This window comes from Pantoea sp. KPR_PJ (assembly GCF_041386365.1).
GTDB lineage: Bacteria > Pseudomonadota > Gammaproteobacteria > Enterobacterales > Enterobacteriaceae > Pantoea.
On the sequence record NZ_JABMIK010000005.1, the window covers coordinates 156,309 to 181,484 of the forward strand.

General features: G+C 56.5%; 21 protein-coding genes and 1 pseudogene. 10 read left to right on the plus strand and 12 right to left on the minus strand.

The window, feature by feature from the left end; genetic code table 11:
• Positions 1 to 204: 204 nt before the first annotated feature.
• Positions 205 to 4,107 carry an ATP-dependent RNA helicase HrpA gene (hrpA, locus tag HP564_RS12895; protein ID WP_371243624.1) on the minus strand — a complete coding sequence of 1,301 codons (3,903 nt, stop codon included), beginning with the start codon at positions 4,105 to 4,107 and terminating at the stop codon, positions 205 to 207.
• 257 nt (positions 4,108 to 4,364) lie between these two features.
• On the opposite strand from hrpA, the gene HP564_RS12900 reads away from it, so the two are divergent.
• Positions 4,365 to 4,964 (plus strand): FMN-dependent NADH-azoreductase, encoded by a 600-nt coding sequence (locus HP564_RS12900; protein WP_371243626.1) that lies wholly within the window; start codon positions 4,365 to 4,367, stop codon positions 4,962 to 4,964.
• A 54-nt stretch (positions 4,965 to 5,018) separates the two neighbouring features.
• On the opposite strand, the gene HP564_RS12905 is transcribed toward HP564_RS12900, so the two are convergent.
• Genes HP564_RS12905 through HP564_RS12915 form a run of 3 tightly spaced genes read right to left on the minus strand, consistent with a single transcriptional unit; the run spans position 5,019 to position 8,145 of the window.
• Positions 5,019 to 5,339, minus strand: a complete 321-nt coding sequence (locus HP564_RS12905; RefSeq protein WP_371243628.1) for a YdbL family protein — start codon at positions 5,337 to 5,339, stop codon at positions 5,019 to 5,021.
• A gap of 8 nt (positions 5,340 to 5,347) precedes the next feature.
• Complete coding sequence (locus tag HP564_RS12910; protein ID WP_371243630.1) at positions 5,348 to 5,536, minus strand: YnbE family lipoprotein; 189 nt, start codon at positions 5,534 to 5,536, stop codon at positions 5,348 to 5,350.
• Positions 5,533 to 8,145, minus strand: coding sequence for a YdbH family protein (locus HP564_RS12915; protein ID WP_371243632.1), 2,613 nt, complete (start codon positions 8,143 to 8,145; stop codon positions 5,533 to 5,535). The genes HP564_RS12910 and HP564_RS12915 overlap by 4 nt, the downstream gene beginning before the upstream one ends.
• Before the next feature lie 143 nt (positions 8,146 to 8,288).
• On the opposite strand from HP564_RS12915, the gene HP564_RS12920 reads away from it, so the two are divergent.
• Positions 8,289 to 9,284 (plus strand): 2-hydroxyacid dehydrogenase, encoded by a 996-nt coding sequence (locus HP564_RS12920; protein ID WP_371243634.1) that lies wholly within the window; start codon positions 8,289 to 8,291, stop codon positions 9,282 to 9,284.
• Here HP564_RS12920 and HP564_RS12925 read toward each other — a convergent pair.
• Positions 9,281 to 9,553 carry a DUF333 domain-containing protein gene (locus tag HP564_RS12925; RefSeq protein ID WP_371243636.1) on the minus strand — a complete coding sequence of 91 codons (273 nt, stop codon included), beginning with the start codon at positions 9,551 to 9,553 and terminating at the stop codon, positions 9,281 to 9,283. The genes HP564_RS12920 and HP564_RS12925 overlap by 4 nt on opposite strands.
• Positions 9,554 to 9,736: 183 nt before the next feature.
• Between HP564_RS12925 and HP564_RS12930 the strand changes: the two genes are divergently transcribed.
• Entirely contained in the window at positions 9,737 to 10,393 is a 657-nt protein-coding gene (locus HP564_RS12930) for an MgtC/SapB family protein (RefSeq protein WP_371243844.1), read from the plus strand.
• A gap of 192 nt (positions 10,394 to 10,585) precedes the next feature.
• Here HP564_RS12930 and feoB read toward each other — a convergent pair whose 3' ends face one another.
• Together feoB and HP564_RS12940 are read right to left on the minus strand one after the other, a co-directional pair.
• Positions 10,586 to 12,712: a Fe(2+) transporter permease subunit FeoB gene (gene feoB, locus HP564_RS12935; protein ID WP_371243638.1), complete on the minus strand. Its 2,127-nt coding sequence runs from the start codon at positions 12,710 to 12,712 to the stop codon at positions 10,586 to 10,588.
• Positions 12,709 to 12,948 carry a FeoA domain-containing protein gene (locus HP564_RS12940; RefSeq protein ID WP_371243640.1) on the minus strand — a complete coding sequence of 80 codons (240 nt, stop codon included), beginning with the start codon at positions 12,946 to 12,948 and terminating at the stop codon, positions 12,709 to 12,711. Before HP564_RS12940 ends, feoB begins: the two co-directional genes overlap by 4 nt.
• Before the next feature lie 476 nt (positions 12,949 to 13,424).
• Between HP564_RS12940 and HP564_RS12945 the strand changes: the two genes are divergently transcribed.
• Positions 13,425 to 13,964 (plus strand): DUF2058 domain-containing protein, encoded by a 540-nt coding sequence (locus HP564_RS12945; protein ID WP_371243642.1) that lies wholly within the window; start codon positions 13,425 to 13,427, stop codon positions 13,962 to 13,964.
• 4 nt (positions 13,965 to 13,968) lie between these two features.
• On the opposite strand, the gene HP564_RS12950 is transcribed toward HP564_RS12945, so the two are convergent.
• Entirely contained in the window at positions 13,969 to 14,667 is a 699-nt protein-coding gene (locus HP564_RS12950) for an RluA family pseudouridine synthase (protein ID WP_371243644.1), read from the minus strand.
• Between the two features lie 187 nt (positions 14,668 to 14,854).
• Between HP564_RS12950 and HP564_RS12955 the strand changes: the two are divergent.
• A pseudogene (locus tag HP564_RS12955) lies at positions 14,855 to 15,100 on the plus strand (LysR family transcriptional regulator); the annotation flags it as partial.
• An 86-nt stretch (positions 15,101 to 15,186) separates the two neighbouring features.
• Positions 15,187 to 16,077, plus strand: coding sequence for an oxidoreductase (locus tag HP564_RS12960; RefSeq protein WP_371243646.1), 891 nt, complete (start codon positions 15,187 to 15,189; stop codon positions 16,075 to 16,077).
• Positions 16,078 to 16,149: 72 nt separating this feature from the next.
• On the opposite strand, the gene HP564_RS12965 is transcribed toward HP564_RS12960, so the two are convergent.
• Positions 16,150 to 16,374, minus strand: a complete 225-nt coding sequence (locus HP564_RS12965) for a YgdI/YgdR family lipoprotein (RefSeq protein WP_371243647.1) — start codon at positions 16,372 to 16,374, stop codon at positions 16,150 to 16,152.
• Positions 16,375 to 16,634: 260 nt separating this feature from the next.
• Positions 16,635 to 17,036 carry a RidA family protein gene (locus tag HP564_RS12970; RefSeq protein ID WP_371243649.1) on the minus strand — a complete coding sequence of 134 codons (402 nt, stop codon included), beginning with the start codon at positions 17,034 to 17,036 and terminating at the stop codon, positions 16,635 to 16,637.
• 138 nt (positions 17,037 to 17,174) lie between these two features.
• On the opposite strand from HP564_RS12970, the gene HP564_RS12975 reads away from it, so the two are divergent.
• Positions 17,175 to 17,768, plus strand: a complete 594-nt coding sequence (locus HP564_RS12975) for a TetR/AcrR family transcriptional regulator (RefSeq protein ID WP_371243651.1) — start codon at positions 17,175 to 17,177, stop codon at positions 17,766 to 17,768.
• 76 nt (positions 17,769 to 17,844) lie between these two features.
• Here the strand turns inward: HP564_RS12975 and HP564_RS12980 are convergent, their stop codons facing one another.
• Positions 17,845 to 19,332: a PLP-dependent aminotransferase family protein gene (locus HP564_RS12980; protein ID WP_371243653.1), complete on the minus strand. Its 1,488-nt coding sequence runs from the start codon at positions 19,330 to 19,332 to the stop codon at positions 17,845 to 17,847.
• Between the two features lie 111 nt (positions 19,333 to 19,443).
• Here HP564_RS12980 and gabT point away from each other — a divergent pair, with 111 nt between their 5' ends.
• Both gabT and gabP read left to right on the plus strand, forming a co-directional pair.
• Positions 19,444 to 20,730, plus strand: a complete 1,287-nt coding sequence (gene gabT, locus HP564_RS12985; RefSeq protein ID WP_371243655.1) for a 4-aminobutyrate--2-oxoglutarate transaminase — start codon at positions 19,444 to 19,446, stop codon at positions 20,728 to 20,730.
• Positions 20,731 to 20,812: 82 nt separating this feature from the next.
• Positions 20,813 to 22,228: a GABA permease gene (gene gabP, locus HP564_RS12990; RefSeq protein ID WP_371243657.1), complete on the plus strand. Its 1,416-nt coding sequence runs from the start codon at positions 20,813 to 20,815 to the stop codon at positions 22,226 to 22,228.
• Positions 22,229 to 23,252: 1,024 nt separating this feature from the next.
• Here gabP and HP564_RS12995 read toward each other — a convergent pair.
• A complete protein-coding gene (locus HP564_RS12995; RefSeq protein ID WP_371243659.1) occupies positions 23,253 to 23,390 on the minus strand; it encodes a hypothetical protein in 138 nt (45 codons plus the stop codon).
• Between the two features lie 738 nt (positions 23,391 to 24,128).
• Here HP564_RS12995 and HP564_RS13000 point away from each other — a divergent pair.
• A complete protein-coding gene (locus HP564_RS13000; protein ID WP_371243661.1) occupies positions 24,129 to 25,115 on the plus strand; it encodes an autoinducer 2 ABC transporter substrate-binding protein in 987 nt (328 codons plus the stop codon).
• Positions 25,116 to 25,176: the final 61 nt, after the last annotated feature.

Sequence of the window (25,176 nt, forward strand, 5' to 3'; positions counted from 1 at the left end):
ATCATCATCATCCTTAATTATCTGTAATTCTCTGGCACCCTATTGCGCCGCGCTAATTTTATCGAGAAATAGCGCCATGACATCTTCCTGAAACAATAATTAGCATCCGATTTGGTTATGATTGTAAATAGCTCATTAAGCGCCGGGGCAATAAAAAAGCCGCAGCCTGATGGCTGCGGCTTGCTGAAGTGTGACCGCCACAGATTATAGAGCTATCTGCTCTATCGCCTGCAGGATACGCTTATCTGACACGGGATAGGGTGTGCCAAGCTGCTGCGCGAAGTAGCTGATGCGCAGTTCTTCGATCATCCAGCGAATGTTCCGCACCTCTTCGTCATCCTGACGCTGCGGCGGAAGTTTATTACGCCACGCCTGCCAGGCCTGCTCCACCGCCTGCACTTTAAGCATACGAGCGCGATCGCTGTGCGGATCGGCAGGCAGTTTCTCCAGCCGACGCTCGATGCCGTGCAGATAGCGCAGCGTGTCTCCCAGGTGCTTCCAGCCGTTGCCAGTGACGAAACCGCGATAAACCAGGCCGTTCATCTGCGCTTTGATATCTGACAGCGCCAGCGCCATAGTCATATCGACGCGTCCTTTGAGCCGCTTATTAATGTTAAAAACGGCCGTCAGAATTTGCTCCACCTGCTTTGCAATCTCCACCACAGTATCGTTCAGCTCGGCGCGCACCTTCTCATGCAGCTGCTCGAAGTTCTCCTGCTGCCAGGCCGGCCCCCCCGCTTCCGCCATCAGCTTATCCACGCCGCAGGCAATACAGTCGTCAATCAGCTCCAGCACCTTGCCGTACGGGTTGAAGTAGAGCCCGAGCTTGGCTTTGTTTGGCAACTTTTCATGCAGATATTTTATTGGCGAAGGAATATTGAGCAGCAGCAGGCGGCGCTGGCCACGCCACATCATTTTCTGCTGCTCCTGCTCACTGTCGAACAGGCGTATCGCCACACTCTCCTTCTCATCTACCAGCGCGGGCCAGGCTTTAACCTGATAGCCACCACGCTTCTGCTCATAGCTGCGTGGTAAATCGCCAAAACTCCAGAGATGCAGCCCGCGCTGTTCCAGCCCGTCATCCGCCACTTTCGACAGCGTTTCCTGCACCTTGCCTTTCAGTTCTGCCTTCAGTGCTGTGAGATCTTTACCCTCTTTCAGCTTGCGGTTGTGCTCGTCCACAATGCGGAACGTCATTTTCAGGTGATCGGGCACCTGTTCCCACTGCCAGTTTTCGCGCTCCAGCGTCACGCCCGTCATGCGGCGAAACTCTTTTGCCAGCGCATCAAGCAGCGGCATCTCCATGGCGGTGACGCGTCCGAGAAAGGCATCGGCATAGTTGGGTGCAGGCACCAGATTGCGGCGCAGCGGCTTGGGCAGCGACTTAATCAGGGCAATAATCAGTTCGCGACGCACGCCAGGGATCTGCCACTCAAAGCCCTGATCCTCAACCTGGTTCAGCAGCGGCAAAGGAATATGTAACGTCACGCCATCGGCGTCTGCGCCTGGTTCAAACTGATAGCTGAGCTTCAGCTTCAGATTGCCCTGATGCCAGACGTCAGGATAGTCGAGCTGACTGACCTTATCCGCCCCCTCTTTGATCAGCATTTGCTTATCAAAGTTGAGCAGTTCAGGATTTTCGCGGCTCGCCTGTTTCCACCAGCTGTCAAAATGCTTCGCCGATACAACCTCCTGACCAATGCGTCGGTCATAAAAGCTGAACAACGTTTCATCGTCTACCAGAATGTCGCGGCGGCGGGATTTATGTTCCAGATCCTCGACTTCACTCCGCAGCTTCTGGTTACTGCGGAAGAAGGCATGACGCGTCTGCCAGTCCCCCTCCACCAGCGCGTGACGGATAAACAGCTCGCGGCTCAGCGCAGGATCAATGCGGCCATAGTTGACCTTACGTGCGGCGACAATCGGCAGCCCGTAGAGCGTAACTTTTTCCTGCGCCATTACCGCACCCTGGCCTTTTTCCCAGTGCGGCTCGCTGTAGCTGCGTTTAATCAGGTGTTGTGCCAGGGGTTCAATCCACTCGGGATCGATACGCGCCGCAATGCGGCCCCACAGGCGACTGGTTTCGACCAGTTCCGCCACCATGGTCCATTTAGGCGGCTTTTTGAACAGAGCGGAGCCAGGAAAAATAGCAAATCGTGCGTTACGCGCGCCGGTAAACTCTTGTTTCTCCGCATCTTTCATGCCGATATGCGACAGTAGCCCGGTCAGCAGCGCACAGTGCACCTCGCGAAAGCCCGCCGGTTCGCTATTAACCGGAAGCCCCAGTTCCCGCACCACCTGACGCAACTGGGTGTAAATATCCTGCCACTCGCGCACCCGCAGGTAGTTGAGGAAATCGCTTTTGCACTGGCGGCGGAACTGATTGCCCGACAGCGCCTTCTGCTGCTCACCCAGATAGTTCCACAGGTTAACAAAGCTTAGGAAGTCCGACTCTTTATCTGCAAAGCGGCGGTGCTTCTCGTCAGCCGCCTGCTGTTTTTCAACCGGACGCTCGCGCGGATCCTGGATCGACAGCGCGGCGGTGATGATCATCACCTCGCGTACGCAGCCAAACTTCTGTGCCTCCAGTACCATGCGCGCCAGACGCGGATCGACCGGCAATTGCGCCAGCTGGCGGCCAGAGCCGGTCAACCGGTAGTGGCCCGTCTCTTCGTTAAGCGTTAAGGCCCCCAGCTCTTCCAGCAGGCGCACGCCATCCTGAATGTTGCGCTTATCGGGTGCTTCCACGAAAGGAAACGCGGCGATGTCGCCCAGCCCCAGCGCGGTCATTTGCAGAATAACGGACGCCAGATTGGTACGCAGGATTTCCGGATCGGTAAAGGCCGGACGGCTCAGGAAATCATCCTCTGAATAGAGGCGTATACAGATACCTTCCGATACGCGGCCACAGCGGCCTTTACGCTGGTTAGCCGACGCCTGCGAAATCGGTTCAATGGGCAGGCGCTGTACCTTGGTGCGATAGCTGTAGCGGCTGATACGCGCGGTGCCGGGGTCGATGACATACCTGATGCCGGGCACGGTAAGCGAGGTTTCTGCCACGTTGGTCGCCAGTACGATACGACGGCCGCTGTGCGCCTGAAAAACCCGGTTTTGCTCCGCGTTAGAGAGTCGCGCATAGAGCGGCAAAATTTCAGTATGGGGCAGATCGCGCTTCATCAGCGCGTCTGCCGTGTCTCGAATTTCACGCTCACCGCTCATGAAAATCAGGATATCGCCGCGCCCTTCATCGCCCAGCTCATCCACCGCGTCAAAAATGGCCTGTAGCTGGTCACGCTCGCTGTCGTCTGCCTCCTCAACAACGGGCCGGTAGCGAACCTCTACCGGATAGGTCCGGCCCGAGACTTCAATAACCGGCGCATTGTGGAAGTGGCGTGAGAAGCGCTGCGGATCGATGGTCGCTGAGGTAATGATAATTTTCAAATCGGGGCGGCGCGGCAGCAACTCACGCAGGTAGCCCAGCAGAAAATCGATGTTCAGGCTGCGCTCATGCGCCTCATCAATGATGATGGTGTCATATTGCAGCAGCAGGCGATCCTGCTGGATCTCTGCCAGCAGGATCCCGTCCGTCATCAGCTTTACTTGCGTATTGTCACTGACCTGATCGTTGAAGCGCACCTTGTAGCCGATGCAGCCACCGAGTGATGTCTCCAGTTCTTCGGCAATGCGGTTAGCCACGGTGCGTGCAGCCAGACGACGCGGCTGGGTATGACCAATGAGTCCTTTTACCCCACGCCCCAGCGCCAGACAGATCTTCGGCAGCTGCGTGGTTTTACCCGAGCCGGTTTCGCCCGCAACAATCACCACCTGATGGTCGCGGATCGCTTCGGCAATCTGCTGCTGTTTCTGGCTGACGGGCAAATTATCGGGAAACGTAATGGTCGGCGTTGCGGCCGCACGCGCAGCCACACGCTGCTCGGCAACAGCAATCTCCTGACTGAGTTCGTCAGCGATGCCCTGCTGCGCCGCTGCGCTGCTGACTTTGCTTGCGCCGCGCAAACGACGCTGTAGCCGCTGGCGATCGCGCAGCGTCAGATTGTCAAGGCGCGGCCAAAGCGAGGCTAAGGGAGAGGAAACCGGTGATGACATAGTAATGAAGTACCTTCTCAGACGGAGCCGCTGCACATTACAGCGTCCGGTAGGTAGCCAGGTTAACTGGCTGAAACTAAAATTGTATTGCGAAAGAATAACACATTTTGACCCACACAGCTGCGCCCGCCATGCCATCCTTGTTCAAGAAATTCGAACATAGCTCTCGAAATATTGCGCTTTTACCATGCCGTTAATAACCGTAGAGTGTAACCCATTGAGCGGGAAGCCTTCCGCGTAACAGACAGGAAACAGCAATGAGCAAAGTATTAGTTCTTAAGTCCAGCATTCTGGCTGGTTACTCACAGTCAGGTCAGCTGGCCGATTTCTACGTTGAAGAAGCAAAAGCGAAAGGCGATCAGGTGACCGTTCGCGATCTGGCAGCCGATCCGATCCCAGTGCTGGATGGTGAGCTGGTAGGCGCCCTGCGTCCGTCTGACGCGCCACTTTCTCCGCGTCAGCAGGAAGCGCTGGATCTCTCCAATGCACTGATTGAAGAGTTACAGGCGCACGACGTAGTGGTCATTGCCGCACCAATGTACAACTTCAACATCCCGACGCAGCTGAAAAACTATTTTGACCTGGTTGCCCGCGCTGGCGTGACCTTCCGCTACACCGAAGCCGGTCCGGAAGGCCTGGTAAAAGGCAAGCGTGCGGTGATCCTCTCCAGCCGTGGCGGCATTCATAAAGATACGCCGAGCGACCTGCTGACGCCGTATGTGAAGCTGTTCCTGGGCTTTATCGGCATCACCGACGTGAACTTTGTGTTCGCCGAAGGCATTGCCTACGGTCCGGAAGTGGCCACTAAAGCCACCGACGACGCGAAAAATGCGATCAAGCAGATCGTTGCTGCCTAATCATCATTATTATTATTCGCATGTTTCCCTTGCCAGGCACTCAGCCTGGCTTTTTTATTTCTGCATCCACAAGCCATTAAGGCCACGTACATACTCCCCTTGCCGCGCGCGTTCAACCAGCTTTCCGCCTGCAATGCGCGCCACGTCGTCCGTCGTCAGATTGTTCTGCCGGGCGATACGCTGGTACTCCACGCTGCGCCCGTTGTTAATGCGCTTCACCAGCGCCAGCGTCTCGCTGTCCTGTTGCCGCGCCGAGATGTAGCCGCTAAAGGTTTCGCCAACCCGCCCCTGCTGGCGTGCCTCATCCAGCGTCAGCGCCATGGCCGGTTGCGCCGCACCGATCAGCAGCAGCACCGCTAACCACCCCGTTTTCATTCTGCGGCTCAAAAGAGATCGCTCTGATTTTTCAGCAGCGCCTCCACATCTTTATCGACCTTGATATGAATCTCATGTTCGATCTTCACGTTCATATTGATAGTAATCGGTTCCCTGGGGGCTGCCACTTCGATGCGCGGCACGCAGCCCGTTAGCGGCAGTCCGACTGCCAGTACCAGTAACGCCCTGAGGCTCATGGTTGTTGTTCCCTCTTGGTCGGCAGAGTGGCATTTTGTTCCACCCAGGATTGCAAGTTATCGCCAAAGCGCAGGCTGCGCCAGAGCTGAAACAGGTTTTGCTGATGGTGATAGTTAAGATTTACCGTCTGGACGCGGTTGCTGAAACGGCTCGCTCCCTGCACCTGAGCCTGCATATCAAGATTACCCAGGTTATCCAGATCGATCGTCGCCCATGAGCGGGCGATCTCCATGTAGCGAAGCCAGTCCATTGCCGCTCCTGCCGCGATGTTGCCTGCGGTAATGGCATCGGCCATATCTTTATCCATGCGAAAAGTCAGGGGGCCACTGTTAGCAATCCAGCCGTTCTGCACCAGCCAGTGGGCGTTGTTAACCCACAGCGGCAGCTCGCCGTTAACCTCACCTGACATAGCGAACTGTCTGGGCTTCAGCGCGGTGACCAGCCTGCTGAGACTGATGCCGCGCAGCGTTATTTTTGCCGCCTCATGCTGCGGCAGCCGCAGCGCGGGCAGCGTTACCTGTCCCCCCAGCAGATCCAGACTGACATCCTGCAGGGTCAGCGGCTGCGACTCATGCCAGGGATAATAGCCCTGCAGATCGGCACGAATATTCTGCATCGCAAACTGATTGGTCACTTCGCTGATACGCAGTGACACCGGCCCCTGCACGCCAAGCTGCCACTGCTGCTCTTTCAGACGGAACGGCAGTGAGAAGTCAACGCCGTTGATCTGATTATCCTCCGTCCAGAGGCTGCCCTGTTTTACCGTCCAGTGCCCACCCGCGCTGAACCCCTCTTTTGCCGCAGCAGAAAAGGCAACCTGTGCCCGCAGTTCACCTGAGCGAATCTTCATTTTGAGATCGGGCGCCAGTAACGGTTGAAACACCGTCAGTGACTGCGTAGGCCACCAGGCCTCACCGCGCAGTCGCTCGCCATCCCAGCGCCCATGCACGCGTAGCGGCCCAATCGCCTGCGCCTGAAGCTGACCACGCCAGAGAAAGTGGCTGGGATCCTTACCCTTTGCCTCAAAGCTGAGCGAGGAAGCGGGCAAGCGGCCGCCATAGTCGAAGCGCGTCTCTCCGGCATCAATGCGGAAGCCGCCGTTAAAGGCCGCCTGCTGTACGTCTCGCTGCCATCTCACTGGCGCACTCAGCGTCAGGCGCGGTGACGTCACCGCTGCCATACCATACTGCATACGATTGAAAGCGGCCTGCAGCCTGTCGAGATGAATTAGCGTATCCTGCCAGCCTCCCGTCCCCTTGATGGTCCAGGTGGCATTCAGCGGCAGCATGTCGCCCTCGCCCCAGTAGCGCCACGTCCATTTACCTTTATCTGGCCAGAAATCATTTGCCCGACCGTCCAGGTGCAGCCTGAACTGACCGAAGCTTGGATCGTGCGCCTTGAGAATAGCCTGCAGGCGGCCATCAACGCCCTGTGAGGCTAGCCGCACGCCAGCCAGCGGCCAGCGTGCCTCATCAACGTCCAGCGTTGAGAGCAAACGCCCCCGCAGGCGCAGCAGCGCGCCGGGCTGGAAAGTCAGGCGGGGATCGAGCAGCGGTCCGCTGAGTTCGCCAGGCAGCGAGGCATAGAGCTGCATCGTCGCCAGTTTGCTTTCTCCGGTCAGGCGCAGCGGCAGCGCGCTGTCACTCATACCGAGCCTGCCTGGGCCAATATTTAATACCGCATTGCCTTTGCCACCACGCCCCTGCGTCAGTACGTTGAGCCGACCGGCGATTCGCGTCGCTTCCAGGCCCTGCTGCCAGTTATCCAGCGTCAGATCGAGAAAGCCAGAAAAGGTTTGATCACCGGTTGGCCAGCGGTAGCGACCTCTGGTGACGCGGATTTGCTGCGCATCCACCTGCCACGGCAGCGCGAGTAGCGGCTGGCCGTCGCCGGTGGTGTAGAGCGTGACCTCTCCCTGCTGCTGTTGCCAGTTCAGCGTCAGTCGCAGTGGTTCTCCGGCGTATTGCAGGTTGCCTTCCAGATTGCCGCTTACTGGCAGACCGTTCGCAAACTCAGGTAACTCAAACTGTCCGTTGAGCGTCAGCGGCTGCGGCAACACGTTGTGGCGCAGCAAGAGCCGCTCGACGGTAAGTTGTTGCCCCTGCAGCGTGGCGGCAATGGAGAGGTTGTGCCCCTGATAGCGCAGCGTCTGCTTATCGCGCGTCAGACTGAGATCAAAACGGCCGGCATAGTTTTGCCAGGGCGCAATGGTGAGATTATCCAGATGAATATCGGCACCCGGCAACATCTGCTGCCAGGCGGCCAGCGAGGTGGGCGCGCCGCTTTGCTCGCTCTGAGGCAGTTTCTGCAGGCAGTTGCTGTCCAGCGTAAGCTGCTGTGCATTAAGCCGCCAGCGCTGATGATGCCAGCCGAGCGTGGCCTGCTCTACGCGCGCCAGCACGCAATCGCCTGCCAGATAGCGAAGTTCCGGAAACCACACTCCGCCGTTGCGCCAGCGCGGTGAACCATCCAGTACGATGCGCGTCTCTGCCGGAAGCCAGATTCCAGCCAGGCGCGGCAGCCATTGGGTCAGCGTGAGCATCAGCCCGAGCATCAGTAGCGTCAGCGCCAGTAAAGCAGCGAGTAGTCGGCGGAGGCTCCGCGGCATGGCAGCAATTTTCCTTTTCCTGACAGGATCCTGACGATGATGATGGCACGTAATCGGCAAGAGGTGAAGGCGCCGCGCCATCGGCAGCAAAATCACGAATAAACCGTTATGCTGTTGAGATACCCGTATACAGGAGCGTAACGATGAAAATCGCGGTTTACAGCACGAAACACTATGACCAGAAATATCTTGATCACGTTAATGAAGCCTACCGTTTCGATCTGGTGTACTTCGACTTCCTGCTGACGGAAGCGACGGCGAAAAACGCCGTTGACTGCGACGCCGTCTGCATTTTCGTTAATGACGACGGCAGCCGTCCGGTGCTGGAGGAGCTGGCCGCTCTGGGCGTGAAATATATCGCGCTGCGCTGCGCCGGATTTAACAATGTGGATTTAGCGGCGGCAGAGGAGTTGGGGCTGAAAGTGGTGCGTGTGCCCGCCTATTCACCGGAGGCGGTAGCGGAACATGCGGTTGGGCTGATGATGACGCTTAATCGTCGCATCCACCGTGCCTACCAGCGCACGCGTGACGCGAACTTCTCTCTGGACGGTTTAACCGGATTTAATATGCATGGCAAAACGGCCGGGGTGGTCGGCACCGGTAAAATTGGCGTGGCCACGATGCGCATCCTGAAAGGGTTTGGTATGCGCCTGCTGGCTTTTGACCCCTATCCGAGCGCGCAGGCGCTGGAGCTGGGCGCCGAATATGTCGATTTGAAAACCCTGTTTGCCGAGTCAGACGTGATCACCCTTCACTGCCCGCTGACGCCAGAAAATCACCATCTGTTGAATGCCAGCGCCTTCAGTCAGATGAAAGATGGCGTAATGATTATTAACACCAGCCGCGGCGGACTGATTGACTCTCAGGCAGCGATAGAGGCGTTAAAACAGCAAAAAATAGGCTCACTCGGCATGGACGTGTATGAGAATGAGCGCGATCTCTTTTTTGAGGACAAATCTAATGATGTGATTCAGGACGACGTGTTTCGTCGTCTGTCAGCCTGCCATAACGTCCTGTTTACCGGCCATCAGGCTTTTTTGACCGCTGAGGCGCTGACGGCAATCTCGGCAACCACACTCTCTAATCTGAACCAGCTTGCGCAGGGCGAAGCCTGCCCGAATCAGCTGGCACAGAGTTAGCGGGCGCAGTTTCCGCCGATGAGCGCCTGCTCGTCACAGCGGCGTCCATTCGCCAGCTGGCACATGCCAACGCGCGTGCCGTCCAGCTGGTGAGAAAACGCCAGCGTGCCACCTGCGCCTGCGCAGTTGCTTTCTGCTAAAGAGGACATCACTACATGCGGCTGAATATGGGCTGCGGTGGCTTGTTGTGGAGGCTCGTTATCGCTGTTGCTACTGCATGCTGAGAGCAACAGGGCGGCACCGGCCAGCAGAAAGGTGGCTGCTTTCATCAGTCGGACTCCGTAAGGGTTAGGGTTAGAGGCCGCTCAAGCATAAGTCAGGCGCTGCAGGTGGTCGATAGGCGACACAGCTTTTTACAAAATTTTCCTGTGACTTTTACAAGCAGAATTATCCTGTTTAGCGCGTTTATCCTTTTTAATCATGCACAAGCTAAGTAGCAGGAGCGTCAAATGATGACGGTAGATTTGCTGATCCGCATTGTTCTGGCCGGAGTTCTGGGCGGACTCATCGGTCTGGAGCGGCAGATGCGCGCCAAGGAGGCGGGACTGCGCACCCATATTCTTGTGGGTATTGGCAGCGCAATGTTTATGGTGGTGTCGAAATATGGCTTTGGCGACATGCTGGATAACGATCATGTCGCCCTCGATCCCAGCCGTGTTGCCGCCCAGGTAGTAAGCGGCATGGGCTTTCTGGGTGCAGGCACCATCATTATTCAGAAGCAGGTGGTTAAAGGGTTAACCACCGCTGCGGGCCTGTGGGTGACGGCGGCAATTGGGCTGGTTATCGGCAGCGGCATGTATGAAATTGGCATCTATGGCACCGTGCTGGCGCTGATGGTGCTCGAGACTTTTCGCCGCATCAGCCATTTGCTGATTGGTAAACATCATACGCTGCTGGTCAACCTTAAGCCCAAAAGTGTTCCACTGGTGCTGCTGGTGCTTCAGCGCGAAGGCATTCGCTATGGTCATATTGCGGTGGTCAATCGCGATCCTGACAGTGGACTGTGCGAGCTCAGCGTAGAGGTGACAGTGTCACGAAAAGCGCCTGTCCAGCGGGTGTATGAAAAAATTATGGACGTTAAAGGCGTCTCCTCGCTCGAAATGCTGTAGCCCGTTTGCTCAGTGGGTAATCCTTTGATCCTCATCAAAAAATTGCGCCAGCAGTGCCACACTGTTTATTCGCGGTTAAGAGATGCAACGTTAATGTGGCGAGTGAGGACACTCCTCACCACAATAAGTACGGCTTTTGATTCGCTTCACCGCTCTATGCGGTAACGCTCCTTACCGGGAGCGTTTTTATTTTCAGTGTCCGCAGCCATGGCATCCGCTACAGCCTGGCGTTCTGCTCTGCCCGGTGCCCGGCTGGAGACGATCGCGCATGCGTCGCAGCAGCGCGACGGCGCTGATACCTGCTACGGCAACACCTGTCAGACAGGCGGTGCTGAAGCCTGGATGTTGCGCAAAGGAGCCTGCCTGGTATACGACGGTTGCGGTCGCATAAGCGACCCCTGTGCCCCAGACCAGCGCAAACCACATCCATTTTCGTCCCGCCTCTTTAGCCAGTGCGCCCATCACTGACGCACAGGGCATATAAAGCAGGACAAAGACCAGATAGCTATAGGCCGCCAGCGGCGTGCCAAACATACCCTGCATCACGCTGAGCGCCCCTTCACTCATTTCCCCCTCGCCTTTACTGGCCTCAACGGGGTGAAACAGTACCTGCAGGCTGACGGCGTCCACTAAATTTTGCCAGGTCTCGCTGAGCGAGGAGGTCAGCACGGCGGAGAGCGTTTGGGGTGGCGCGCCATCCGCCTTGTTTTGCGGTTCTGCCAGATAGAGCGCGTTCAGGGTGCCCACTACGCTTTCTTTCGCCATTGCGCCCGTGACCAGCCCAACCGTTGCCTGCCAGTTGTCAGCGTGCACGCCCATTGGGCTGAACAGCGGCGTAAGGAGGCGACTGGCCGAAGCCAGCACTGAATCATCCACGCGCTGCGCCACCTCGCCTCGTACCGTCAGCCCTGACAGCAGACTAATGATGACACAGGCAGAAACGATCACCACGCCCGCACGGATGATAAAGGCATGCAGCCTGAACCAGGTTTGCAGCAGCAGGCTGCGCATTACCGGCACGTGCCACAGCGGCAGCTCCATAATCGCGCGCGACGCCTCCCCTTTAAGCAAGGTGTGCTTCAATACCAGCCCGGTGAAAACCGCTACGACAATCCCCAGCAGATAGAGCGAAAAGGTCAAGGAAGCCCCTGCGCGGCCAAAAAAAGCCGTGGCGAAAACGGCGAAGATAGCCAGCCTGGCGCCGCAGGACATAAAGGGGGCCATTAGCATGGTTAAAATTCGTTCTCGCTCTGTTTCCAGCGTGCGTGCGCCCATCACTGCAGGCACATTGCAGCCAAAGCCCACAATCAGTGGAACAAAAGATTTTCCCGGCAGACCAAGCCAGCGCATCACTCTGTCAACGACAAAGGCGGCGCGTGCCATATAGCCAGACTCCTCCAGTACCGTCAAAAACAAGAACATCAGGGTCAGCTGAGGAACCAGCGGCAGTACGGTCGCTATGCCGCCGCCAATGCCCTGCGCGAGAAAAGAGGTTAACCAGCCGGGGAAATGAAAGGCGTTGCAGTAGTGCGCCGTGCCGTCGACAAAGAGGGCCGTTCCGCCCTTCTCAAAGATCGGCTGTAGCGCACCACCGATATTGATTGAGAGGTAGAACATCAGGTACATCACCCCTAAAAACAGGGGGAAGCCGAGCCATTTGTTAAGAAACAGGCTGTCCAGCACTCCCGTCAGACGATGGGCAGTTTGCATGCTCTGCTCGCACGCAATCTGGCAGAGGCGATCGATGCGCTGAAGGCGCGCTTCCTGAGTCGTGTCGGGCCGATTGAGCGACAGCGTGTTTACCGGTTTTGTCGCCTGGCTATCAACCGCGGTCAGCAGCTCAGTCACCCCTTCTGAGGTTGACGCGGACATCAATATTACCGGGCATCCCAGCTGGTCGCTGAGCTTGTCAGCCTGTATCTTCACGCCGCATTTTCTTGCGACGTCGGCCATATTGAGCACCACAATCATGGGCAGATTCAGCTCGCGCAGCTGGAGCGTCAGCCAGAGGCCTTTTTCAAGACTGGATGCATCAACGACATTGATAATCACATCCGGCTGACCGCTCAGTACATAATGACAGGTCACGCGCTCGTCGGCGGACAGCCCATCTTCAGCGTGAACCCTCTCCAGAGAATAGATGCCGGGTAAATCAATCAGCGTCACGCCGCGATGAAGCGTGGTGAATGCGCCCTGCTTGCGCTCCACCGTCACGCCCGGCCAGTTACCGGTCCGCTGGCGCATGCCTGTCAGCAGGTTAAACAGCGTGGTTTTACCGGCGTTGGGGTTGCCGACCAATACCGCTTCGATGCTTTTCATGCGCCTTCACCTCCATTCACTGCACGAAGACGCAGCATCGCCAGTTCAGATTTGCGCAGCGCATAGCTGGTGCGGCGAACGCGAACCTGCGCCGGATCGCCGAGTGGGGCCAGCCTGACGACTTCGATCAGCGCGCCTGGCACCAGCCCCAGCGAGAAAAGTTTTCGGCTGAACTGGGGTGATATATCGTCCTGATAGCCCTCAATGTGCCATGTGCTTCCTGGTTTTATCAGCATGATTTCTCCTCCCGCGTGTCAGTGGCGTCACTATGCTATTGCGAACAATTATTGTTCTTGATTTAGATCGTATCTGGCCCTGATGACCGAAAGGAAACGCGGTGGGTTGAACTCAGGTTGAGGTGAGAGCCGTTGCACACGACGGCGGTTAAAACGGGGTTGAAGCAAGAGAGAGAAAATAGCCGTAACGGATGACTGTTGAGTTCACTCTATGTTTAAATCTTTTTCGCTTCTGCTTTGCCTGCTCCTGACGGGCTGCGCTGTTTCTCACGCTCATCAGGCCAAAAACCCTGACACGCCGCCAGAGTGCACTTCCCATGACGATGAGATTGACTGCTCCTGGAGCAACGTGCCTGACGGTCCAGCTGACCCGGTGAATGACGATACAATCTGATCCGGCAGGCAACGGACTTTTTCCCCATGCCGTGCATTCAGCGATATACTTCCCGCCTCACTCAACGGATCAGTGTATACAGATGACAAAACTCACCTTACAAGAGCAGATGCTCAAAGCCGGTCTGGTCAGCAGCAAAAAAGTGGATAAGGTCAACCGGACGGCTAAAAAATCACGCGTTCAGGCGCGCGAGGCCAGATTAGCGGTTGAAGAGAACAAAAAAGCGCAGCTGGAGCGGGATAAGCAGCTTAATGAACAGCAGAAGCAGGCCACGCTGTCGAAAGAGTACAAAGCGCAGGTAAAGCAACTGATTGAGATGAACCGCATTGAAAGCGGCAAAGGGCCTATCGAATTTAACTTTACGGATAACAACGTCATTAAAAAGATAGCCGTAGATAAGACGACCCAGTCTCAACTCATCAGCGGTCGCCTGGCGATTGCGCGCCTGGCGACGGGCAGCAACGGCGAGAGTCACTACGCCATCATCCCTGCCAGCGTGGCAGACAAAATAGCACAGCGAGATGCGAACGCCATCGTGGTTAACCATGCCCTGAGCCAGGAGGCGCAGGATGAAGACGATCCCTACGCTGATTTCAAAGTGCCTGACGATTTGATGTGGTAAACCGTTAAAACGAGCTGACTGAGCGGATGACAAACGGCATTTCGCTTACCGGGTGGGTAAAGTGTAGCTCACTGGCATGCAGCATCAGTCGGGAGGTCTCTTCGGTGCCCGGCAACAGCTTTCCGCCATAAAGATCGCAGCCCAGAATTGGAAAGCCCAGCAGCTGGCAGTGAATGCGCAGCTGATGCGTACGTCCGGTCTCCGGGATAAGGGTGACGCGCGTTAGCGGCAGTGCACGGCCCTGAGCCTGCTGGCGGCTGAAGCGCGCCTCAACCTGATAGCGAGAGCGCGCCGGCTTCCCCTGAAGGTTACAGATTGCCATTCTGGGGAAGCGCGCCGGATCTTTTGCAATCGCCGCCTCAATCGTTCCTTCATCCTCAGGCAGATGCCCGCACAGCAGCGCGGTATAGACCTTACTGACCCTGCGTTCGCTGAATTGTCTGCACAGAGCGGCATTAATGGCTTTATTACGGGCGACCACCATCACGCCGGAGGTGCCAAAATCGAGGCGGTGAACCAGAGTACAGCCGGGAAAACGCGCCACCAGCCGGTGATGAACCGAATCCAGGTTTTGCGGATTTTTCCCTGACAGGCTGAGCAGACCGGCAGGTTTGTCGATCAGCAGCAGGTGCTCGTCCTGATAGAGAATGGTTATCTCTTCATGGCATGGTGGGGCAATAAACGTATCAATAAACGTAGACATCAGGCAGCCTGCTGGGGAGTGAGCGCGGATAGTAGCGGATTTCCTCCCGGCTGACGACCAGTGGTGGTCTGCGGGTTTGCGTTCAGGGCTAAACCTGCTGCTGCCCCGCCATTCTTTTACGTTTGTCTTTCGCGTCACTTTCGCCGTAAGGTGTGATGAGCATAAGCTCATTAACAGGAACCTGACGATGCGTGACCTGCCCCTGCGGCGACCCTGCGCGCGTTTGACGTTGCAACCCGCCACAGTATCTTTACCTTTGCTGCCACCGGGCTGTGCGTCACGCAAAGCGCGGTCAGCCACCAGCGACGGCATCTTGAGGCGTTATGGGGCGTAATGCTGTTTCAGGGGAACAATCCTGCGACTGCCCCCCGCCGGTGCCGCGCTCGCGCCCGTGGTGTGCGAATTCCCCAGCAAACTGGAGAGCACGCTGAGCCGTTAACACCGAAGAAAATGGTGGCCTGCGTGCTTATCGCAACAGGCATGGTAATCATGAGTTAATCCCGTCAGGAGAAGGCAATTATGTCCACTCACCCTACCGTCGCGCTGCTGGGTCCAGGCGCAATTGGCACCACCATCGCCGCCCTGATGCATCAGGCGGGCCGCACGCCGTCTCTCTGTGGGCGTACTGCCCATGCGCAGCTGATACTGCGTCACGATGCGGGTGAGATCGTGGTGCCCGGCCCGGTCATGACTACCCCCCCGGCGCAGAGCAGCCCCTTCAGTCTGGTATTTGTGGCGGTAAAAACCACGCAGGTTGTCGACAGCGCGGGCTGGCTGGCCAGCCTGTGCGATAAGCATAGCGTAGTGTGTGCGCTGCAAAATGGCGTCGAGCAGAGCATCCAGCTGGAACCCTTTGTAAACGGGGCAACCGTCTTGCCGTCGGTGGTGTGGTTTCCAGCCCAGCGTGAACCGGACGCCTCCGTCTGGCTGCGCGGCTCACCACGCCTGACCCTGCCCGATGTGCCGCAGGCACAGCGCGTGGTCGACGCGCTGAACGGAACGGGTTGTGCAGTGGCGCTCTCAACCGATTTTCTCTCTGTCGCCTGGCGTAAACTGCTGCAAAACGCGGTGGCTGGCCTGATGGTGCTGGCGAATCGTCGCGCCGGTCTCTTTTCCCGTGCTGACATCAGCGAACTGGCGCTGCTCTACCTGCGCGAATGCCTGAGCGTTGCGCGGGCTGAAGGCGCCGTACTGGGGGATGACGTGCCGCAGGCGATCCTGGATAACTTTCATCAGGCACCGGCGGATTTAGGCACCTCTATTCTTGCCGATCGGCAGGCTAATCGTCCGCTGGAGTGGGCCTGTCGCAACGGCGTGATCCAGCGCTATGGGCGCAGGCACGGTATGGCGACGCCCGTCAGCGATGTGCTGGTGCCGCTGCTGGCAGCGGCAAGTGAGGGACCGGGATAAGCCGGGACTGACGCAGGGCTACTGAGAGCGGTAACGGCAGGGGCTGCGTTGCCGCCCTCATGGCATAAACCCTTATTTTTCTACGATCTCTTTAACATCCGCTTTCTGTAACTGATGCATGTTTCCACCGGCATCTTGATAGGCGATCATGCCTGTCTCTTTATCAATGATCGGCTTCCCGTTGGTATTGATCATATGGCCGTCGTTGGTGGAAATAATATAATGCCCGGAACAGGCTGAAAGCATTGATCCGGTCGCGACCATGATAAGCATTACCGCTATTTTCTTCATAAACATCACGCTGTTCCCTTATTGATCAGAATCTCAGTGTTCACTGCCAGTAAGATGAACCGGTAAAACGCAATGCTTTATAAACGCTGCCCGGCACGCGCTCTCTTTCTGACTATTCCCTAATCCGGGTCAAGAAACGTGGTTACTTGCCTGCTTATTGCTCAGCGGACGGTCAGCCGCTGAGCGCAGGGGGCCTTACGCACAACCGGATGCGCCCCGGCTGAGCCGCGTCCGGGTGTTATGCTGCCCAGGCTATCCCGCTCTTCTCAGGCAGACTGTGACGGGATCCTGGCCATAACCTTGATTTCGAAATCAAATCCTGCCAGCCAGTTTACGCCCACCGCCGTCCAGTTGGGATACGGCGGCTGAGGGAAAAACGATTGCTTCACCTGCATAATAATCGGGAACTGATTTTCTGGATCGGTATGGAAAGTCGTCACATCCAGCAGGTCATTAAATGTGCATCCGGCCGCGGCCAGCGTCGCTTGCAGATTATTGAAGGCAAGCTCAACCTGTGCGGCAAAATCTGGCTCCGGCGTTCCATCGGCGCGGCTGCCAACCTGCCCTGAAACAAAAAGTAAGTCGCCAGACCGGATGGCGGCGGAATAGCCGTGCTGCTCATAGAGTGTATGACGGTTAACGGGGAAAACGGGCGTCGGCTGATTCATGGTCTCTCCTGATAGTGGTGAACAGAGGGATGCGCTGTCGACACAAAAGATTTAACATACGCTCCGTATATCACTTTAATCACACATACGCAGCGTATGTCAAAAAAAAATACGGCGCGTATGTGAACAGGAGCCGTTATGACAGGTAAACGTCGCGCAGACACCATGGAAGAGAACCGCGTTAAGCTGATTGCCGCCGCGCGCAAGGCCTTTGCTGAAAAAGGGTTTGCTGCTGCCTCAATGGATGACCTGACCGCCAGCGTGAATTTAACGCGCGGTGCGCTCTATCATCATTTCGGTGATAAAAAAGGGTTACTGGCTGCTGTGGTTAACCAGATTGACAGCGAAATGGCGCAGCATGCCAGTCAGGCTGCTGCGGATGTCACAGACGGCCGGGAAAAGTTACTCGCAGAAGGGGTTGCCTATATCAGGAGCGCGCTGGATGAAGAGGTCAGACGCATTGTTCTGCTTGATGGCCCCGCTTTTCTTGGCAATCCTGCCCAGTGGCCGGGTCAGAACAGCTGCCTTGACGCGACGCGCAAACGCCTGGCCAGCATGGCAGAACGTGGCGAAATCAAAGCGGTCGATCCCGCTGCGACCGCCTTTCTGTTGAACAGCGCTGCGTTCAATGCTGCCCAGTGGATAGCCGCCAGCGAAGATCCGCAGCAGGCACTGCCCAGGGTTATCGCGGTCTTTACCCTGCTGGTCGAGAGCCTGCGTCCTGAGCGCTGACGCCGTAAAGCGTCCCGCCCGTGTTGACGCAGTGGCGCCCTGACGCACGCTGCCTGAATGCCCCGGGCGGGCTCTGTCACGACGCCTCGATCACAATACCTGCCTCTACCAGACAGCCTTTGAGCACGCCAAAGGCGTCCTGGCACTGCTTTTCGTTAACGCAGGCGTAACCGAGCAGCAATCCTCGCTCGCCTTGTGGATGCATATAGTATTGCGACAGCGGCCGCACTTTGACGCCGCGCTTTAGCGCCTGGGTGGTTATCGCAACGTCGTCACAGCCCGCTGGCAGCCGCAGCACCAGATGTAATCCTGCTTCATGGTTAATCGCGGGTAAAAACGAGGGGCCGAGATAGCGCTCAATCAGTTTGCATAAAAACTGGCGTCGCTGGCCATAAAGCAGACGCATGCGGCGAATATGATCCATATAGTGCCCCTGGCGAATAAATTCGCCCAGCGCGCGCTGGATTAACAGATGTCCGCCGCGATAAAGCTCAGTGGCGGCAATCCGCAGCGGTTCGGCCAGCTTTTTGGGCACCACCATGTAGCCAATGCGCAATGCCGGATAGAGCGTCTTACTGAATGTGCCCATATAGATCACTGGCGCATCCTCTTCCAGCCCCTGTAACGAGGGCCAGGGCTTGCCGGAGAAGCGAAATTCGCTGTCATAATCATCCTCAATAATCCAGCTTTGATGACGCCGCGCCAGGGCCAGCAGCGCTTTGCGTCTGGCCATGCTGAGGTGAGCACCAAGAGGATATTGATGTGACGGTGTCACGAATACCATTTTAGGCGGGGAGCCTGCTGCCGGTATTATGCCCTCTTCATCAACCGGCACCGCCTGGATCTTAAGGCCATTTTTACGCAACAGGTTGCGCGTTCCCCAGTATCCCGGCTCCTCCATCCAGACCAGATCGCCGGGATCGCTCAGCACGCAGGTCACCAGATCCACCGCCTGATGCACGCCTTCTGTGATCAGGATTTGATCGGCATCGGCTTTCACCGAGCGCGCCACGCGCAGATATTCCACCAGCGCATGGCGCAGATCGGGACAGCCCCCGCCGCTGCTGTAAATCAGCCGATGCACATCGGGCTCGCGGTTAAGGCGCGCCTGTATCTGACTAAAAAGTTTATGGGGAAACTCTGTGACGTCAGGTGCGCCCGGGACAAAGGCACCCCATTGATAAGGTGAGGCGGTCGCATGCCCTAACAGCATCGCGCCACGTTTTGAGAGGGTCGCCGGTAGCGGCGTCGCTGCCGGCTCAAGCAGTTCGACAGCCTGACTTTGCAGACAAATTTCTGGCAGCGTATCGGCAATCCAGGTCCCGCTGCCGGTGCGCGCCGTCACGTAGCCCTGTGCCATCAACGCGTCATAAACATGCAGTACGGTGTTACGTGACACCCCCAGTTCGCGGGCCATATCCCGCGTTGGCGGCAGACGACCGCCCCGGGGAAAAACCCCTTCAATAATCGCTGCCTGCAGGCAGGCCAGCAGGCGCTGCTGCAACGACCCCTTCTGCAAAAATTGCAATCGTTCTAACAGGTGATCGGCGTAAAGCTGCTGCAATTGGCTCCATCCCACTCGTTGAAATTGGCTCTCGCAACTTACCGCTTCACACGCCTAAATAAAAGCGTTTGTCGAGAATTGTAAATAAAACATATCAGCGGGGTGAATGAGATGAGTGAACAAAGTAGCCAGATGCAGCAGCGTAAAGCCCAGGCCTTACCGCGTGGTACCGGCACGCTGTGCGACTGGTATGTCGCACGCGCCGAGAACGCCACCCTGTGGGATAGCGAGGGAAACAGCTGGATCGACTTTGCCGGTGGCATTGCGGTACTGAATACCGGCCATCGCCATCCGCGGATTGAACAGGCCGTGGCCAGTCAGTTAACAAAATTTACCCATACCGCCTTTCAGGTCACCCCCTATGAGAGCTATGTGTCACTGGCTGAACGGATCAATCAGCGGGTGCCTGTTGCTGGCCCGGCTAAAACGGCCTTTTTCACCACCGGTGCGGAGGCGGTAGAAAATGCCGTAAAAATCGCCCGTGCCGCGACCCGCCGCCATGGCGTAATCGCCTTTGGCAACGCCTTTCACGGCCGCACCCTGATGACCATGGCCATGACCGGCAAGGTTGCGCCCTATAAGCGTGATTTTGGCCCCATGCCGGCCTCTGTGTTTCATGCCCGATATCCCAGCACGGTTCAGGGCATCACCATTGATGCCGCGTTCGACAGCCTTGAGGCCATTTTCACGCAGGATATTGCCCCACAGGACGTCGCAGCCATCGTGCTGGAGCCGGTTCAGGGCGAAGGGGGTTTTCACCAGGCGCCGGTGGAATTTATGGTCAGGCTGCGAGATCTGGCAGACCGCCATGGCATTCTGCTGATCGCCGATGAGGTGCAAAGCGGTTTTGCCCGCACCGGTAAGCTCTTCGCAATGGAACACTATCCGGTAAAAGTGGATCTGATCACCATGGCGAAAAGCCTGGCGGGCGGTATGCCGCTCTCTGCCGTGTCCGGTCGCGCCGCCGTGATGGATGCGCCCGGTCCGGGCGGTCTTGGCGGCACCTATGCAGGCAATCCGCTGGCGATTGCGGCGGCCCATGCGGTGCTGGACGTTATCGAAGAAGAAGAACTCTGTGCGCGAGCTGTCGAACTGGGCAGCAAACTTGAAGCATTTCTTCAGGCGCTGCGCCAGCAGTGTAGCGCCATCACGGATATCCGCGCCCTGGGCTCAATGGTCGCCGTTGAATTCAGTGAGGCGGCTATCGCGCAGGCGATCCAGAAACAGGCCATGGAGCAGGGATTGCTGCTGCTGACCTGCGGTGCTAAAGGCAACGTCATACGCTTTCTTTATCCACTGACCATCCCCGACGCGCAGTTTCGTCAGGCGCTGGAGATCCTGACGTTGATCATGCATCCCACCGTCACAGAGGTCGAACACGGGGCCGTAACGGCCTGACCCCCTTCGGCTCGCTGCGACGAGCCTATTCCCCTGCTCGTCCCGGGCATAACAGTCCGGGACCCGTTCTGGAGACGTACTGATGACGACAATGCAGACAGCGAATAAAGATGCCCTGGCACAAAATCTGAAGCCGCGCCATGTGCGCATGCTGTCAATTGCGGGTGTAATTGGTGCTGGCCTGTTTGTGGGCTCTGGCCACGCTATTTCCGAAGCAGGCCCGGCAGTGCTGATTGCCTATGCCGCAGCCGGTGCGCTGGTGGTGTTGATAATGCGTATGCTGGCTGAAATGGCGGTCGCGCTGCCCGATTCTGGCTCCTTCTCTACCTATGCCGACAGGGCGCTGGGGCGCTGGGCCGGTTTCACCATCGGCTGGCTCTACTGGTGGTTTTGGGTTCTGGTGATCCCGCTGGAAGCGAATGCAGCAGGTACCATTTTGCATGCCTGGTTTCCGCAGATTGCCATCTGGCAGTTTACGCTTGCCATTACGCTTATTTTGACCAGCACCAACCTGCTCAGCGTAAAAAACTATGGCGAGTTTGAGTTCTGGTTTGCACTGCTCAAGGTGGGAGCCATCATCGCCTTTTTGTGTGCAGCCGCCCTGGCTGTCACGGGCCTGATGCCGGACAGCAGCACCAGCGGCCTTCAGCACCTCTATGATACACAGGGCTTTATGCCAAACGGCATCGGTAAGGTGATGGCCGCTATTCTGACCACGATGTTTTCATTTATGGGCACCGAAATAATCACTATCGCTGCCGCTGAATCAAAGAATCCGGGTCGACAGATCACCAAAGCAACCAATTCTGTGATCTGGCGTATTGCGCTTTTTTATCTGTTATCCATTTTCTTTGTGGTCGCGCTGGTGCCCTGGAATTCACCCTCACTGGTTGAACATGGATCGTATCAGACCGTGCTTCAGGCAATGAATATTCCCCATGCCAAACTGATTGTGGATAGCGTGGTACTGATAGCCGTCTGTAGCTGTCTTAATTCTGCGCTCTACACCTCTTCCCGCATGCTCTATTCGCTGTCCTGCCGCAAGGACGCGCCGCAAGCGGCATCACGGACCACCCGCAATGGTACCCCCTGGGTTGCCGTACTGCTCTCAACGGGCGCGGCCTTCGTGGCGGTTGTGGCTAACTATGTGGCACCCAGCGCGGTATTTGAGTTCCTGCTGGCCAGCTCCGGTGCGATTGCCCTGCTGGTCTATCTGGTGATTGCCTTCTCTCATCTGGTGCTGCGTCGCAGGCGCGAGAAGGCGGGTGAAACGCTCTCCTACCGCATGTGGCTTTTTCCCGGACTGACCTGGGCCGCCATCATTTTTATCGTCACCGTACTGGTTTGCATGTTGTTCAATGCGCAACATCAGAACGAACTGCTGGCGACCGGCGGGCTGACGCTGGCCATTGTCGTCGCCAGTTTCGTCGTGCCACGCAAAAAGAGAGCACGGGAGCAAACGCGCTTTTATGCCGTTCGCTCGTCTGAGAACTCCTGATACGACGCGCAGACAGAGGCCGCTCTTTGCCAACGTGCGGCCTCGCTTCCCCCTCTTGTGCGCAGGCGAGGTGATGGCCAGTGCGTGTCACTTCTCCAGCCGAATCGTCGCCAGTCCTTTTCTGTGTCGGTCATGGCGCGCCTGCCGATTAAGCTTTAACGTTTTGCTGCGTTAGCGTGATCTGTGCTTAAACACGCCGGGCCCGGCATCAGGCGACGGGATCGCCGACAGCGACGGCCTGGGCAGAATGACGATTTTCTGCGCTTCAGCAGGGCCCCCAGCCGCTTTACCGCGCGGTCTGGTAGCGCCCTGTCCTCAAGTGCCTTTATCCTGATGTGTCCGCCCGGCGCGGTCGTCGGCGACTTTCCTGATAAACCGGTCGCAGCTGGTGGACCTGTACTGAGCCGCTGTGGTCCTTCCCTCACCCTGGTGGTTATTCGTGCTTTTTTGCGGCTGTTGCCCCGGCATCTGGCGATAAAAGGCACGTCAGCTTGCTGGTGCCCTGACAGGGATGAGCAATTCTGCATACGCCGCCTCCGTCCAGCTTGCGACCTGCCAGCGATGGCGTTTTTTTATTGCTGCCGGGTAAGCGAGGATCCCGTTAAGCGGGATTTGCGCGCCACGTGAAACGTTCTGACCGTCCCTCGCAGGTGTTAAAGGTCAGGCGCTCGGCGGGCATCTGTCATGAAAAGCGGGGAAACGGGTGCAGGAATCTCAGATTAAGCGTAAACGTCACGTTCGCGTTAAGGCCAGCGGCAGGCAGCCCTGTTTGGTGGCCATCCTGTAAGGTGAGAGTGAGGCGACGCGCGAGGATCCGATCCCTGATGTGCTCAGCACAGCCGTCAGAGGCCATTAACTTTACTGTTATCACTTCCGGATAACGATACAGCGGCGGTTTTAGCTACTTATTCTGTGGGGGCAGCACCCTGTGTTCAGGCGTTGACAGGAATTCAGATGTTATCGGAAGACGCTTTTATTCTGTTTATATTTAAGCGCTGCTAAATGTCCCTGGTGTGGCATTCAGTTACTGGTGTGGATAGGGCCAGGCGTGATCAACGCCCATTGATGACAGAATGCCTGTCACGGCCAGCCAGGCAATTACCAGCGTGAACAGAATAATTACCGTTATTTCAACAGATTTGATCAAGTGATGTTTAGCCATAAATATCCCTTCTTTAGATAAGTGTTTACTCATTCACTGTCTAAAATAGGATGTTACCGGTAAAGCGCAAGCGCAAAACACATTGTGAAATATAAAGTATGGCTTATTAATGATTTGCGGCGCGAATCATGCTGGCCTTCTGTTCAGGGAGATCGCGCGCTCTGCGTCTGGTGAAAGAAAATGACTGATGGCGATATATGCCCCCTTAACACCGTTCATGCTGGCGTGATGTCAGACGCTCAGAACGGTACACCCTGGCAGGCAGGTATGACCGGCATTTCCGCTCCTGAAAATGCCCGTCCCTTTCTCCTGCGGCAGGCAAATCGCCTCAGGCTGTTGCAGAGACTGCGCCCAGAGTGGCGCAGGACGGCTCTTAGCCCCATGGCCTGCTGTCGTGACCCTGTTCACATTCTGCGCAAATTTGCCCCGCCATACATCGCTCAGACCGGTGAAACGTCGGCCACCCCGCCGCCAATGTTTATTTTTTATTGTCAAATTGTAAAAATACAGTTAATAGAAAACGCATCACTATCCTTTCTTATCCATAAATGCACTTTATCTGGCTAAATTTAACAATAAAATAACAAATTAAATTATATATATTAACAATAAAGGATATTTATCACATTTTGCTCACGGGCTGGCGAAAACCGCTTTTTTCCTGAGGTAACCTCTGCTTGTCAATGCGATAGCCACCCTCTGTTCCCTTTACCAAAACATCATAAGAAAGGTATCGAAATGAAATTTAATCTCGCATTAGTCAGTACATGTGTGGTTTCAGCGTGCATGTTGTTCACCACTCCCTCCTTTGCTGCCAGGCCCTACGATATCGCCGTCGTTGCCAAAGTGACCGGCATTCCGTGGTTCACCCGCATGGAGGTCGGCGTGAAAGAAGCGGCGCAGAAGCTGGACGTTAACGCTTATCAGGTGGGAGCCTCCACCCCGGACCCGGCGCAGCAGGTCAAAGTGATCGAAGATTTGATCGCCAAAAAAGTCGACGCCATTATTGTGGTGCCCAATGATGCCAAAGTGCTGGAGCCGGTCCTGAAAAAAGCGCGCGACCAGGGCATTGTGGTATTAACGCATGAGTCGCCGGATCAGCAAATTGGTCAGTGGGATGTCGAAACCATCGATAGCCAGAAATATGCTGAAGCCAATATGGATGAGCTGGCAAAAGATACCGGTGGTAAAGGCGGTTATGCCATTTATGTCGGCTCGCTGACCGTGCCGCTGCATAATGCGTGGGCAGACGCCGCAATCAAATATCAGAAAGAAAAATACCCGGAGATGCATGAAGTCACTTCGCGTCTGCCGGTGGCAGAAAATATTGATAAGTCCTACTCCACCACGCTGGACTTGATGAAAACCTATCCCGATCTGAAAGGCATTATCGGTTTCGGCTCGCTCGGGCCAGTCGGCGCCGGCCAGGCCGTTCAGCAGAAACGTGCAAAAAACAAACTTGCCGTAGTGGGTATTGCGATGCCTGCTCAGGCAGCTCCCTACCTGATGCGCGGCGACATTAAGAAAGTGCTGCTGTGGGATCCAAAAGACGCTGGCTATGCGTTGGTAACGGTTGCCGATCAGCTGCTTCAGGGCAAAGCCGTTACTCAGGATCTGAGCATCGACGGCCTGGGCAAAGCTGATGTCAATATGGACAAGAAAGTGATTCGCTTTAATAAAATTCTCGAAGTCACGCCAGAGAATGCGAAATCACTCGGGTTCTAATCGGGTCTTTATTTAACGAAGAGAACGTCTCTTCAGCGCCACACCGGTAAGCAGAAAGCGA